Annotated in this window: 12 protein-coding genes; 3 read left to right on the top strand and 9 right to left on the bottom strand. The window is 54.9% G+C overall.

Annotation, left to right across the window (positions count from 1 at the left end):
* Positions 1–146 precede the first annotated feature (146 nt).
* Genes xseA through QLG08_RS16050 form a run of 3 tightly spaced genes read left to right on the top strand, consistent with a single transcriptional unit; the run spans position 147 to position 2903 of the window.
* Positions 147–1520 carry an exodeoxyribonuclease VII large subunit gene (xseA, locus tag QLG08_RS16060; protein WP_029568387.1) on the top strand — a complete coding sequence of 458 codons (1374 nt, stop codon included), beginning with the start codon at positions 147–149 and terminating at the stop codon, positions 1518–1520.
* A gap of 40 nt (positions 1521–1560) precedes the next feature.
* On the top strand, positions 1561–2574 hold the full coding sequence (locus tag QLG08_RS16055; protein ID WP_013026727.1) for a M4 family metallopeptidase: 1014 nt from the start codon (positions 1561–1563) through the stop codon (positions 2572–2574).
* Complete coding sequence (locus QLG08_RS16050; RefSeq protein ID WP_015699744.1) at positions 2571–2903, top strand: protealysin inhibitor emfourin; 333 nt, start codon at positions 2571–2573, stop codon at positions 2901–2903. Before QLG08_RS16055 ends, QLG08_RS16050 begins: the two co-directional genes overlap by 4 nt.
* Positions 2904–2953: 50 nt before the next feature.
* On the opposite strand, the gene QLG08_RS16045 is transcribed toward QLG08_RS16050, so the two are convergent.
* The 9 genes from QLG08_RS16045 to pilW all read right to left on the bottom strand — a co-directional run bounded on the left by QLG08_RS16045 (position 2954) and on the right by pilW (position 13792).
* Positions 2954–5395 (bottom strand): glucose/quinate/shikimate family membrane-bound PQQ-dependent dehydrogenase, encoded by a 2442-nt coding sequence (locus tag QLG08_RS16045; protein WP_014605276.1) that lies wholly within the window; start codon positions 5393–5395, stop codon positions 2954–2956.
* 325 nt (positions 5396–5720) lie between these two features.
* The gene (locus tag QLG08_RS16040) at positions 5721–5942 is read right to left on the bottom strand and encodes a zinc ribbon domain-containing protein (protein ID WP_014605275.1); all 222 of its coding nucleotides are present in this window, start codon (positions 5940–5942) and stop codon (positions 5721–5723) included.
* Between the two features lie 71 nt (positions 5943–6013).
* Entirely contained in the window at positions 6014–7498 is a 1485-nt protein-coding gene (der, locus tag QLG08_RS16035; RefSeq protein WP_013026730.1) for a ribosome biogenesis GTPase Der, read from the bottom strand.
* A 173-nt stretch (positions 7499–7671) separates the two neighbouring features.
* Complete coding sequence (bamB, locus tag QLG08_RS16030; RefSeq protein WP_013026731.1) at positions 7672–8853, bottom strand: outer membrane protein assembly factor BamB; 1182 nt, start codon at positions 8851–8853, stop codon at positions 7672–7674.
* A 19-nt stretch (positions 8854–8872) separates the two neighbouring features.
* On the bottom strand, positions 8873–9490 hold the full coding sequence (locus QLG08_RS16025) for a YfgM family protein (RefSeq protein ID WP_282472994.1): 618 nt from the start codon (positions 9488–9490) through the stop codon (positions 8873–8875).
* A 38-nt stretch (positions 9491–9528) separates the two neighbouring features.
* Positions 9529–10803, bottom strand: coding sequence for a histidine--tRNA ligase (gene hisS / locus QLG08_RS16020; protein ID WP_104933555.1), 1275 nt, complete (start codon positions 10801–10803; stop codon positions 9529–9531).
* Between the two features lie 105 nt (positions 10804–10908).
* On the bottom strand, positions 10909–12030 hold the full coding sequence (gene ispG, locus QLG08_RS16015) for a flavodoxin-dependent (E)-4-hydroxy-3-methylbut-2-enyl-diphosphate synthase (RefSeq protein ID WP_014594315.1): 1122 nt from the start codon (positions 12028–12030) through the stop codon (positions 10909–10911).
* Between the two features lie 39 nt (positions 12031–12069).
* Positions 12070–13071 (bottom strand): cytoskeleton protein RodZ, encoded by a 1002-nt coding sequence (gene rodZ / locus QLG08_RS16010; RefSeq protein ID WP_019106080.1) that lies wholly within the window; start codon positions 13069–13071, stop codon positions 12070–12072.
* On the bottom strand, positions 13061–13792 hold the full coding sequence (gene pilW, locus QLG08_RS16005) for a type IV pilus biogenesis/stability protein PilW (RefSeq protein WP_015699740.1): 732 nt from the start codon (positions 13790–13792) through the stop codon (positions 13061–13063). Before pilW ends, rodZ begins: the two co-directional genes overlap by 11 nt.
* Between the last annotated feature and the right edge of the window lie 18 nt (positions 13793–13810).

The raw sequence follows: 13810 nt of genomic DNA, 5'->3' as shown, positions 1-13810 counted from the left end.
GTGAGAATAGATAAAATATTGCCGCGGCATTATACAGGCCGTAATCGATTGCCTCCACTATTATTTGAGAAAAAGTCTTGATCCGCGCAATCAGCAATGTAGTATCGACTGATTAACCTACTGATTTGGAATTTGATCTTCGTCACATGTCGCTGCCGCCAAACGCCAATATTTTTACCGTCAGCCGTCTCAATACGACAGTGCGTCAGCTGCTGGAGAATGAGATGGGCCTGGTTTGGCTCAGCGCCGAGATCTCCAATTTCACCCAGCCCGCTTCTGGCCACTGGTACTTTACCCTGAAAGATGATGGCGCCCAGGTCCGCTGCGCCATGTTCCGTAACGGTAATCGTCGTGTGACGTTCCGTCCCCAGCACGGCCAGCAGGTCCTGGTTCGCGCAAATATCACACTCTATGAACCGCGCGGCGATTATCAGCTGATTATTGAAAGTATGCATCCCGCTGGTGAAGGCCTGCTGCAGCAGCAGTTTGAGCAACTGAAAGCCAGGCTGGCGCAGGAAGGCTTGTTCGAACCCGAACACAAGAAGCCCTTACCACAGCCGGCTAAGCAGGTTGGCGTGGTCACCTCTGCGACGGGCGCAGCCCTGCACGATGTTCTGCGCGTGCTGCATCGTCGCGATCCCTCACTGCCCGTTGTGATTTATCCCACTGCCGTTCAGGGCGTAGATGCGCCTGCCGCTATCGTGCGCGCCATTGAGCTTGCGAACCAGCGTGCCGAATGCGACGTGCTGATCGTGGGTCGCGGCGGCGGTTCGCTGGAAGATCTGTGGAGTTTCAATGACGAGCGCGTTGCGCGTGCGATTTTTGCCAGTCGCATTCCCGTGGTCAGCGCGGTTGGCCATGAAACCGACGTCACCATTGCCGATTTTGTTGCTGACCTGCGCGCGCCAACGCCTTCCGCTGCGGCAGAGATTGTCAGCCGTAATCAACTTGAACTCCTGCGCCAGCTGCAGTCACAGCAACAGCGGCTGGAGATGGCAATGGATTATTATCTGGCGCGCCAGCAGCGGGTATTCAGTCGCCTGGATCATCGCCTGCAGCAGCAGCATCCTCAACTGCGTCTGGCCCGCCAGCAAACCGCACTGTTTCGCCTGCAGCAGCGGTTGGGCGAGGCGATGGAACAGCGGCTTCGCAATGCCACTCGCCAGCAGGACCGCCTGTCACAGCGCCTGGCGCAGCAGCAGCCACAGCAGCGCCTGTATCTGACGCAAAAAAGCCTACAAAGCTGGCACTATCGCCTGCAACAAAGCATGGAAAAATTGCTTAACCGTGACAAAAACCGCTTCGGTCAGCTTGCGGCCCAACTGGAAGGCGTCAGTCCGTTAGCCACGCTGGCGCGTGGATTTAGCGTCACGACCGACAACGCTGGCCAGGTGGTGAAGAAAACGCGTCAGGTGAGCACAGGCGATTTACTGCGTACCCGTCTCGATGATGGTTGGGTAGAAAGTCAGGTCACGCAGCTTATTCCCGAAAAACCGAAACGAAAGAAAAGCATTTCTTAACTATACTTCCTGGTACATCCCTCGTGCCAAGGAGTCTACAATGGCTTTCAGCGTTATCCCTCCCTATATTCTCCGTAAGATTATCGCCCACGGTTCCGGTCATCAGCAGGAGCAGGCGCGCCGTACCCTCACCCACGTTCAGCACCTGATGGCGGAGCACTGGCAAAAGACGGCTGCGCCGAAAACCACGCAGGCCGGGAAGATTGAGCGTGAAATCTATGATGCCAAAAACAAGGAAACGTTGCCGGGAACCCTGGTGCGTAAAGAAGGCCAGTCTTCAAATGGTGACGTTGCCGCCGACGAGGCCTGGAACTATCTTGGCGTCACACACGATTTCTTCTGGCAGATATATAAACGCAATTCTCTGGACAATAACGGTTTGAAATTAGCGGGAACCGTTCACTATGGTGAAAAATATCAGAACGCTTTCTGGAACGGACAGCAGATGGTGTTCGGCGATGGCGATGGTGAGATCTTTAACCGTTTTACTATCGCTATCGATGTTGTTGCGCATGAGTTATCGCACGGTGTCACAGAAACCGAAGCCGGTTTGATCTATTTTGAACAGGCTGGCGCGCTAAATGAATCGATGTCCGATGTCTTTGGCTCCCTGGTGAAGCAGTTTAGTAAAAAACAGACTGCCGATAAGGCCGACTGGATCATTGGTGAAGGCCTGCTGGCGAAAGGCATCAATGGCAAAGGCTTGCGATCGATGTCGCACCCCGGCACCGCTTATGACGACCCAATGTTGGGTAAAGATCCGCAACCGGGCCATATGGACGACTATATTAAAACGCGAGAAGACAACGGCGGCGTGCACCTGAACTCTGGCATTCCTAACCGTGCCTTTTATCTGGCAGCACAAGCACTAGGTGGTTTTGCCTGGGAACAGGCAGGGCAAGCGTGGTATGACACCTTGTGTGATGATAATTTGCATCAGGATGCTGACTTCAAAACCTTTGCACAGTTGACCGTGCAGCACGGTGAAAAGCGCTTTGATCGTTCCGTCGGCAGCAAAATTGAACAGGCGTGGAAAGAGGTAGGCGTATTATGAGTCAACTCCCCGAACTTACCGACGACGCCACCATTGTGGTGACGCGCGAAGGTGGCTTTGCTTTTATCCCCGGCTTACGCAGCGAGCGTCGTTTTCCCTTAGGTGAACTTCCTGCGCCAGAGAAACAGCGCGTCTGCAAAGTGCTGGAGCAGGCGATGCCGCTGGGCGAGTCAGAGGATAAAGCCACTAAGGTAGGATGCGGGGATCAGCGCTATTTTCGTATCCAGATCCAGTACGCCACGCGCCGTGAGGCCGGTACGGTGGTGATCCTGATACCGGAACAGTCGGCCCCGCCGGAGCTGGTGTCGCTCTTCCGGGACGGAAAATAAGCACAAAAAAAGGGCCGCGAGCGGCCCTTTTATTTTACCCGTTATCGCTGTTACTTGCTGTCTGGCAGCGCATAAGCAATCACGTAGTCACCGCGATCCGGTGACTGACGCGCGCCGCCTGCAGAGATCAGAATGTACTGCTTGCCGGTTTTCGGCGAGACGTAGCTCATCGGGCCGCCCTGACTGCCAACGGGCAGACGCGCTTTCCACACTTCTTTACCCGTTGCGCTATCAAACGCACGCAGATAGTAATCCTGCGTACCGGCGATAAACACCAGGCCGCCCTGGGTTGCCAGCGTGCCGCCCAGCGTTGGCATGCCGATTGGCATTTTCGCGCGCATTTTGATCCCGAACGGACCGGTATCCTGCACGGTACCCACCGGAACCTGCCAGACGATTTTCTGCGTTTTCATATCGATAGCAGACAAGGTACCGAACGGGGGTGCCTGGCAAGGAATGCCCAGCGGTGACATAAAGCGGTTCTTATTCACCGCATAAGGCGTACCTTTCAGTGGAACGGCGCCCATGCCGGTATTGATCGCCTCACCGCCGTTGCTGCCACGGGAAACCTTGCTGGTATCAACCGGAATCATCTGTACCCACAATCCTAAACGCATGTCGTTAACAAACAACAGGTTGTTATTCGGATCGGTGGACATACTGCCCCAGTTCATACCGCCCAGCGAACCTGGGAAACTCAGCGACTTATCCGTACCCGGCACGGTAAACAGGCCGTCATAGCGCATAGATTTAAAGGCGATACGGCAGGCAAGCTGATCGAACGGCGTGGCCCCCCACATATCGGACTCTTTCAGCGTCTGATTACCAATCATCGGCATACCGGTCGAATGCGGCTGGGTTTTGGTGTACTGCTCGTTAGGGATATGTCCCTGCGGCATTGGCAGCTCTTCCACTTTGGTCAGTGGCTTGCCGGTCATCCGGTCCAGCACAAAGATCATGCCGGTTTTGCCGCCGATCACGACCGCAGGCTTGGTGCTGCCGTCTTTCATCGGGAAGTCGATCAGGCTCGGCTGCATCGGCAGATCGAAGTCCCACAGATCGTTATGCACGGTCTGATAAACCCACTTCTCTTTACCGGTTGTTGCATCGAGTGCCAGTACGGAGGCACCGTATTTATGATCGAGTGCGTTGCGGTTTGCGCCCCACAGGTCAACCGATGAGCTTCCCATCGGAATAAACACGGTGTTCATGGCCGGATCGTAGGACATCGGCGCCCATGAGTTTGGCGTACTCCGCGTATAGTCCTTGCCCGGCATCAGAATAGCATTCGGATCGGTATTGCCCGGGTCAAAGGCCCAACGCATCTGGCCGGTGATCACGTCAAAACCGCGTAACACGCCGCCAGGCATATCTGTTTTAACGTTGTCAGCCACGCGCCCGCCTACGACAACGGTGGTACCGGCAATCGTGGGTGCAGAGGTAAGCTGATAAAGCGGATCGGGCGCATCGCCCAGGCCCTTTTTGAGATCCACAATGCCGTGGTCACCAAAGTCCTCACAGAACTCGCCGTTATCAGCATTAATGGCAATCAGGCGCGCATCGATGGTATTCATCAGAATACGGCGCTGGCAGCTGTCTCCGGCCGCCAGCGTAACGCCAGGAACCGGCGTAGAACCCGGTTGGGTCGGCTGGGTAAGCGGTTTGGTCGCATCAAAATAGGCCAGACCACGGCAGCGCGGCCAGACTTCTGCCTGAGCATTAATCTCACGTTTCCAAATCTGCTTACCGCTGTCGGCTTCCACCGCGATCACGTTGTTGTGCGGGGTGCAAAGATAAACGGTATTTCCCACCTGCAGCGGCGTTTGCTGATCTTCAGCGCCATTGCCGGTTGGGCTTTCAGGGATATCGCCGGTGTGATAAGTCCAGGCGACCTGCAGATCTTTCACGTTATCGCGAGTAATCTGGTCCAGCGCAACAAAGCGGCTTCCCCCTGCGGTATTCCCGTAGTGATCCCAGTTTTGCTGTTGCTTTGACTTATCTACCGGAATCAGCGGCAGTTCCTGACCGGTTGAGGCAACGGTAGGATGGGGCTGAAACATCTGAACTAAGGTAGCGACCATGCCTACGGCAATCACGGCAGAAAAGGCATACGACACTTTTGCCAGCGAAGGCTTGTTTTCGCGCTTGCGCAGCGCAGGCCAGGTGATGAACGCCAGAATCATCAGACCTGCAGGCACCATCAGGCGGGAAACCAGAGGCCAGAATTGCAGTCCGGCGTCAATGACGGCCCAGATTAACGTTCCTACAAACACCAGCAGGAACAGGACAACCGCGGAGGATTTCGCACGGAAAAACTGAATGGCTGACAGCACCGTAACGATGCCTGCAACCAGAAAATACCAACTGCCGCCAAGCGTCGCGAGTTGTCCCCCGCCAACCGCAAAGAACAGGCCGGTTGCCAGTAGCACCAGCCCGAGCAGCACGGACCATATTCTCAACCCTTTACCGGATCGAGATGATGTTTCAGCCATAACACTTACTCTCCTGATAAACAAAACCGCTCCAGCCCTGTGCGCGACCCGGCTCATCGCCGGTCACGTTGCAGGTAAAAGAAGCAGCGTTGTTTTATTCCAATTAAAGCGGACCCGCGTTCATGAAATGAATGATGTGTTCCGGAGACAGACCGCACGGGGCGCCCCCGTCATGACGCGGCAAAATTGTACCACCTGGTACGTTATCCCGTGAAGGTTTAAACGGGTTTGTTACGAAGCAATAGCATTTTCGCTACAAATTTTTACGCCGTTACGGTTCGCAGCGTTGGGATCTTCATGTGTTGCAGGTTGAAGTGGCCAGGCGTCAGACAGGAAAAATCCTGTAAGTGAGACGACGTCTGGAAATTAAGCCGTGACTATGATGACAAAAATAGTCGGTCGCGCCGCAACTTTTGAGTTGCTCAAGGGGCTGATGGCAGTCGGGGCAGACAGGCTGGTAGCGATAACGAACACCGCACCCGGTGCAGATAAGATCGATCTCGTCAGGGGCCAGGGGTTGATAACATTTTTCACACGTTGCGCGCATATTTTCATCCGACTATGCAAATAAACGCAATCTTAGGGCAAAAAAAAGAGGGCCACCTGGCCCTCGATCAATTAACGCTTATTCTTCTTCATATGCGCCATCAGACGCTTACGCTTGCGCTGTTGCGTCGGCGTCAGCAGATTGCGTTTGCCTTCATAAGGATTTTCACCCTCTTTAAACTGAATGCGGATGGGCGTTCCCATCACGTTAAGTGAACGGCGGAAATAGTTCATCAAATAACGTTTGTAGGAATCCGGCAGGTCTTTAACCTGATTACCGTGGATCACCACAATCGGTGGGTTGTAACCGCCCGCATGGGCATATTTCAGTTTAACGCGACGACCGCGAACCAGCGGTGGCTGATGGTCTTCCGCCGCCATATTCATGATGCGCGTCAGGAGGGAGGTATTGACACGTTTTGTAGAGCAGTCGTAGGCTTCCGTAACGGACTCAAACAGGTTGCCTACGCCGCTGCCGTGCAACGCAGAAATAAAGTGCACGCGTGCGAAATCGATAAAGCCCAGGCGGAAATCCAGCGTCTCTTTGACTTCGTCACGCACTTCCTGCGACAGGCCGTCCCATTTATTCACGACGATAACCAGGGAGCGTCCACTGTTGAGAATAAAGCCCAGCAGCGACAGATCCTGATCGGAAATGCCGGCGCGGGCGTCAATCACCAGCATGACGACGTTGGCATCTTCGATCGCCTGCAACGTTTTAATGACTGAGAATTTCTCTACCGTATCCGTAATTTTACCGCGCTTACGTACGCCCGCCGTATCGATCAACACATACTCGCGACCGTCACGTTCCATCGGAATGTAGATACTGTCACGGGTGGTGCCCGGCATGTCGTAAACGACCACGCGATCTTCACCGAGGATGCGGTTAGTCAACGTAGACTTACCTACGTTAGGACGGCCAACAATCGCCAGCTTAATCGGTAAGGTTGTGGGATCGAAATCGTCTTCTTCTTCCTCTTCCTCACCGTTTTCTTCTGCCGCTAAGGCTGCCCAGTAAGCTTCGTTTTCATCTTCTTCGGTGACCTCAACCGGATCGACCTTTTCCATCCACGGCAGCAGCGCCGTTTCCAGCAGGCTGGTTACGCCACGACCGTGCGAGGCCGCGATGGCGTGAATTTCACCCAGGCCCAGAGAATAGAAATCCACCACCGCCTGATCCGGATCCAGTCCGTCGGTTTTATTCGCCACCAGAAACGTTGCTTTTTGACGAGAGCGGAGATGCTTTGCAATTTGCTGATCGGCGGCCATCATGCCTGCGCGAGCGTCGACCATAAACAGCACAACATCGGCTTCTTCGATCGCCAGCAGCGACTGCTCCGCCATGCGCGTTTCAACACCGTCTTCGGTGCCATCAATACCGCCGGTATCGATAACAATAAATTCGCGCCCTTCCACTTCGGCGCGACCATATTTGCGATCGCGAGTCAGTCCAGGAAAATCCGCTACCAGCGCATCTCGTGTGCGGGTTAAACGGTTAAATAGCGTAGATTTTCCCACATTGGGACGCCCAACCAGCGCGACCACAGGTACCATAACAATGCCTCAATAATGTATTAAATCGCCCGAATGGCGTGATTATAACGGCTTTAGCCGCTCAGTTCAGGCTTAAGGCGCTAAGGATACCATGCCTGACTAAAAACGAAACGGCCCCTGATGAAATCAGGAGCCGTTGTGCCAGGGAACCACCCTGCCTGACAACTTACCCGTTAGCGAGTAATGGCGTAAACTTCACCGTCTTTTGACTGAATCAGCAGCTTGTCGCTGGCGACGACTGGCTCAGTCTGGAAGCCTGAGCTGTCCAGCTTTTGCTGGGCAACAAAACGACCATCGGTGGTGTTCATCCAGTGCAGGTAACCTTCGCTGTCGCCGACCACAAGGTAGCCGTTATAGAGAACCGGTGAAGTCAGATTACGATGCAGCAGCTCGCTTTGACGCCAGATAGCGACACCGCCATCCGCATTCAGCGCAATCACACGATCGTCCTGATCGACCAGGTAGATGCGACCCGCATCGACAATCAGATCTTTAACGCCGCCGATTTCACGTTTCCATAAAATCTGACCTGAGCGTAAATCCAGTGCGGTCAGGTTACCATTGTAAGCCAGCGCATAGACCACGCCGTTGACAATGACCGGCGTGGTATCCACATCGCTCAGGCGATCAATTTCCGTTGCGCCGCTGGGCTGTGAAATACGCTGCTGCCAAATCAGCTGGCCCTGGTTCAGGATAACGGCACTGACACGGCCGTTATCGCCGCCCACAATGGCGCCACCAAAGGCCACAGACGGCGCAGATTCTCCGCGCAGTGACAGCGCAGGCATATCCAGGTTGACGGTCCACTTCACCGCTCCCGTGGCCTGATCCAGGCCCTGCAACATGCCGTTACTGGTATGAATCAATACCAGACCATCGCTGACCACAGGACGCGACAGGGCTTCACCCGCCGCTTTCGCCTGCCAGGCAATGGCACCATCGCTGGTGTTCAGTGCATAGACCTGCCCGCGTTCGCTGCCAATATAGAGGCGATCGCCGCTCACGGTGATACCGCCGGACAGCATGGCAGAACGGTTTTTCGAGAAGAAGCCGGTTTTCTCAGAGAGATCGACTTTCCATTTTTCTTTACCATCGGCCGCGTCGAGCGCTTTTACGATACCAAAGCGGTCAGCAGCATAAACGGTGCCGTCTTGCCAGGTGGGGTGCAGGTTGGAGTAAAAATCACCGATACCATCACCCACGCCGGTACTCCATACCGTCTGAGGCGTAAACTGGTTTTCCACCTTCGGCAATGGGGCCATTTTCACTACATCTTCTTCGCCGCTGAACAGCGAGCAACCGCTGAGCAAGGTGACTGAGATCAGCCCCGGCAGCAGGTATTTACGTAATTCCATGCGCTCTCTCTTGACTGGCTTAGCTTAAGTTATTCATCTTCATCTGCATCATTTGCTTCAGTGCAGGAGACGCGTCAGATTCTACGCCTTTGCTCCATGCATCGCGCGCGCCCTGCTTATCGCCCTTGCTGAGCAGCGCTTCGCCGCGGATGTCAGCAACAATGGCTGTCCAGCCATCACCCTTCACACTGTCAAGGGTTTTAAGTGCCGCATCAGCCTGATTCTGTTGCAGTTGAATGCGTGCCAGGCGCAGGTTGATAACCGCCTGCAGGTTGGCATCTTTAGTATCTTTCAATCCGTTTTGCAGCAAGGTGGCGGCTTTGTCCAGCTGATTGCTGTCGACATACTGCTTAGCCAGATCCAGGGCCGCCAGGGCACCGTAAGTATTGCTGTTTTCGCTGGCGAACGTGTTGACGGCTTCCAGGGTTTCTGGCTTACCGGCCTGCATCGCACGGGTGACTTTTTGGTATTCTGCCGATACGGTTTTCGCGGAATCCTGCTGATGGCTGGACCAGTAGCGCCAGCCGCCCAGTGCAGCAATCCCGATAAACACGCCTACGGCTAAGGCTTTACCGTTGTTGGCGAAAAAGCGACGCAGCGCATCAACCTGTTCGTTCTCATTGCTATAAACTTCCACGCAATCCTTCTCCTTTCAATGGTTGTGCTTTGACACGCTTACTGCAACAGCGTGCGCAGTGCAGCAGCCGCGTCCGCCTGCGCCAGCGTTTGCTGTTCGCCATTGCGCAGGTCTTTAATCACGACCTGACCGGCCTTCTGTTCATCTTCGCCCAGCACCAGGGCAATGCGGGCGCCCCATTTATCCGCACGGGCGAACTGCTTCTTGAAGTTACCGCCGCCAAAGTTGGTCATCAGTTTCATTTCAGGCAGGTGATCGCGCAGTTTTTCTGCCAGCTGCATCGCCGCTGACTGAACGCCCTGACCTGAAGCGATAACATAGACATCGACATTGCGCGCGGGTTCAAATTCCGGATTCACCGCCTGCACTAACAACACCAGGCGTTCCATTCCCATTGCGAAACCGACACCCGGTGTGGCACGGCCACCCAACTGTTCTACCAGCCCATCATAACGACCGCCACCGCAAACGGTCCCCTGGGAACCCAGGCTGTCGGTGACCCATTCAATCACCGTGCGGTTGTAATAATCCAGCCCACGCACCAGCCGCTGATTCACCGTGTAAGCAATACCCGCGTCGTCTAACAGCGCGCGCAGCCCGTCAAAATGCTCGCGTGACTCCACATCCAGATAATCGCCCAACTGAGGCGCATCGTTCAGCAGCGTCTGAATATCAGGATTTTTACTGTCGAGCACGCGCATCGGGTTACTGTACATACGGCGCTTACAGTCTTCATCCAGCGCCTCTTTATGCTGTTCCAGAAACGCCACCAGCGCATCGCGATAGTTGGCACGGGCTTCAGGCGAACCAATGGAGTTCAGTTCCAGACGAACATGGTCGGCGATGCCCAACGCTTTCCACCAGCGTGCGTTCAGCATGATCAGTTCGGCATCAATGTCCGGCCCCTGCAGACCAAAGACTTCAACGCCTATCTGATGAAACTGGCGGTAACGCCCTTTCTGAGGACGCTCGTAGCGGAACATCGGCCCCATGTACCACAGGCGCTGTTCCTGGTTATAAAGCAGACCGTGTTCGATACCTGCGCGCACGCAGCCCGCCGTGCCTTCCGGACGAAGCGTCAGGCTTTCGCCATTGCGATCGTCAAAGGTATACATCTCTTTTTCAACCACATCGGTGACTTCACCAATTGCGCGTTTGAAAAGAGGAGTCTGCTCTACGATGGGTAAGCGAATTTCGCTGTAACCATAACTCGCCAGCACTGACTTCAGTACATCTTCAACCCGTTGCCAGATGGCCGTATCCGCAGGCAGGAAATCGTTCATCCCGCGAATCGCTTGAATATTCTTCGCCACGTTAAAATCTCTTAATGCAAAAAAACCTGTCCGGCATCATACCTCATGAGGATGAAACCGCACAGGTTCAGCTAAAAAAGTCATGCACGCCGTACACGCAACGGATTATTTTTCCAGTTGCTGCACGTCAATACGACGGGTTTCATCCAGCATGGCCGCTTTGGCACGAATGCGCGCTTCCAGTTGATCGATCATATCGTCATTGTCCAGACGTTCGCGCTGGCGCACGCCATCTTCATAGAAGCCGCTTTTCTTATTACTGCCGGTCACGCCAAGCGTAGAAACGGTGGCTTCGCCAGGCCCATTCACCACGCAACCGATGATGGAGACGTCCATCGGCGTGATAATGTCTTCCAGTCGCTGCTCCAGCGCGTTTACCGTGCCAATGACGTCAAACTCCTGACGTGAACAGGTCGGACAGGCGATGAAGTTGATCCCGCGAGAGCGGATGCGCAGCGACTTCAGGATATCAAAGCCAACCTTTACCTCTTCAACCGGATCGGCTGCCAGAGAAATACGCAGCGTGTCGCCAATGCCTTCGGCCAGTAACAGCCCCAGACCAATCGCCGATTTCACCGCACCGGCACGTGCACCGCCCGCTTCGGTAATACCAAGATGCAGCGGCTGCTCGATCTGCTTTGCCAGCAGACGATAGGATTCAACCGCCAGAAAAACATCAGAGGCTTTCACGCTGACTTTAAACTGATCGAAGTTAAGACGATCCAGATGATCGACATGGCGCATCGCCGATTCCAGCAGGGCCTGCGGTGTAGGCTCACCGTATTTTTCCTGCAGATCTTTTTCCAGCGATCCGGCGTTAACACCGATACGAATGGGGATATTGTTATCGCGGGCGCAGTCAACCACCGCACGAATACGCTCGTTATTACCGATATTACCCGGATTGATACGCAGGCAGTCCACTCCATACTCCGCGACTTTTAGCGCGATACGGTAGTCAAAGTGGATATCAGCCACCAGGGGGACGTTCACCTGCTGCTTAATCAGCTTAAACGCTTCGGCGGCATCCATGGTGGGCACCGAGACACGGACGATATCGACGCCTACGCGCTCAAGGGCTTTGATCTGATTGACCGTCGCGGCTACGTCAGTCGTGCGGGTGTTGGTCATCGACTGAACGGCGATTGGCGCACCGTCGCCAATGGGCACCTGGCCGACGTAAATACGTTTAGACTTACGACGGATAATGGGTGCTTGGTTATGCATATTTCTTCTCCACAATTGCCCGGTACACGCGATACGCTGTTATTGCGCACCCAACGTCAGGCGAGCAACCTGGTTATTACGGATAAAGCGACTTAAATCAACGGGTTTATTCTGATATTGCACCTGAACCACGGATGGCGCGCCAATTTTCAGACGATAGGGAGCCGTGCCAGACAGGCTCAGCTTGCCACCGCTGCGCTGGATACCGCTAAACAGTTTCTTACCCGTTGCATCGCTGACTTCCAGCCAGCAGTCGCCGGTAAAGGTCATCACCACGGCATTCGGATCCGCCGCCGGTTCGCTAACCGCCGCCGCGCCCACTGGCATCTGCTGCGCCGTATTGGTGCTGGCCGGTGCGGGGCTGGTCGAAGTCGGTGCCTGAGAAGGCGAAACAACGGCGTTATTCTCTTCCTGCTGGGCAGCCGCGGCAGTGCTGTTACTGTTTTCAGCAGGCGCCGTGCCGGTGGATTCATCGGCGTTCGCCGGTGTGCTGGCGGCATTATTGCTCAACGGCACGCTGGTGCTGTTATCGGTTGATGCGCCGTTCGTCTGTCCCAGGGGGATAGACTGGCTGCTGTCGCTGTTACTGCCGTTTTGATCGGCCATCGACACCAGCTCATCCTGTGAGGCTTTATGGTTCTGCCACCACCAGGCGCCTGTCAGGCCGATCACGACAAAGACCACCAGCCAGGTAAAAATCATCAGCCAGCCGTCGCGTTTCTTACGCCGTTTGCCCAGGGAGAAGCTTTGCATCGGCTCAATTTTTGCGGCACGAACCGGCGTCTGCTTTTCCATCATCGGCAGCAGTTCCTCTTCAGGAATGTGCACCAGACGCGCATAAGAACGGATGTAACCGCGCAGGAAGGTAGAGGCTAAATCCGCAGGTGATTTGTCTTCTTCAATATCACGTACGGTAGTAAGTTTCAGGCACAGGCGTTCAGCAACATGTTGCTGCGTGAGTCCCATTTGTTCACGGGCCAGACGCAGGCGTGTACCTGTGGAATGAACTGCAGAATTTTCTTGAGTGGCTTCAGTATTCATTAGCTAAATAACGCTGGTACTGTATCGATTGCGGAAAACGTCGCGCTAACTGGTCGCCATAACGTGAAACGTCTGCGGCATTTCCCTGTTGCGCGGCGAAACGTATGTGTAACGCCAGGCTGCGTGCCGTCTCCGGCAGCGGCTGGTAAAGCTCTAATAATAGCGCTACGTTAGCCCACTGGTCATTTTCGACCGCGCTTTCAGCTTCGGCTAGTAGCGACGCTCCTTTACTCTGGTCCGCATCGAGCGCATACGACAAAGCAGCACGCGCTGCTTCTCTGTTTCCTGCCCGCAGATAACAATACCCCGACAGTTCATACGCATCGATACGGGCGTCTCCTTCCTGCGCACCCTTCGCCCGGATAAACTGTTGATGCGCTTCATCATACTGCCCTAAAGCGCAAAGAAACGCACCGTAATTGTTAGGGATGTAACCATTATGTGGCGCAATTCGCTGCGCGTGCTGAAAATGATAATGCGCTGCGGCAGTGTGCCCTTGCCGCTGAGCCAGCCGGGCCAATGCCAGGGGCACGCGGTAATCCTGGGGAGCGGCCGCCTGCGCCCGTAAGAGATTACGGCGCGCAGCAGGATAATCCTCTACCGCGAGGTAGTGCATACCCAGTTGCAAACGAAGCTCCGCTGCCCCCGGTTGGGTCGGCGAACGGACACAACCGCTTACAACAAAAACGGCCAGTAATGCCGTGCACATCCCTTTGCCCATCGCCTTTCCATCCTGTTA

It is taken from the genome of Pantoea sp. V106_11 (assembly GCF_029967885.1).
Classification (GTDB): domain Bacteria; phylum Pseudomonadota; class Gammaproteobacteria; order Enterobacterales; family Enterobacteriaceae; genus Pantoea; species Pantoea ananatis.
Note: the sequence above shows the minus strand (reverse complement) of the source record. Positions and strands in the feature narration are given on the sequence as shown.

Coding starts and splice junctions, on each gene's coding strand:
- xseA (WP_029568387.1), top strand. CDS start 147: ATGTCGCTGCCGCCAAACGCCAATATTTTTACCGTCAGCCGTCTCAAT.
- QLG08_RS16055 (WP_013026727.1), top strand. CDS start 1,561: ATGGCTTTCAGCGTTATCCCTCCCTATATTCTCCGTAAGATTATCGCC.
- QLG08_RS16050 (WP_015699744.1), top strand. CDS start 2,571: ATGAGTCAACTCCCCGAACTTACCGACGACGCCACCATTGTGGTGACG.
- QLG08_RS16045 (WP_014605276.1), bottom strand. CDS start 5,395: ATGGCTGAAACATCATCTCGATCCGGTAAAGGGTTGAGAATATGGTCC.
- QLG08_RS16040 (WP_014605275.1), bottom strand. CDS start 5,942: ATGCGCGCAACGTGTGAAAAATGTTATCAACCCCTGGCCCCTGACGAG.
- der (WP_013026730.1), bottom strand. CDS start 7,498: ATGGTACCTGTGGTCGCGCTGGTTGGGCGTCCCAATGTGGGAAAATCT.
- bamB (WP_013026731.1), bottom strand. CDS start 8,853: ATGGAATTACGTAAATACCTGCTGCCGGGGCTGATCTCAGTCACCTTG.
- ispG (WP_014594315.1), bottom strand. CDS start 12,030: ATGCATAACCAAGCACCCATTATCCGTCGTAAGTCTAAACGTATTTAC.
- rodZ (WP_019106080.1), bottom strand. CDS start 13,071: ATGAATACTGAAGCCACTCAAGAAAATTCTGCAGTTCATTCCACAGGT.
- pilW (WP_015699740.1), bottom strand. CDS start 13,792: ATGGGCAAAGGGATGTGCACGGCATTACTGGCCGTTTTTGTTGTAAGC.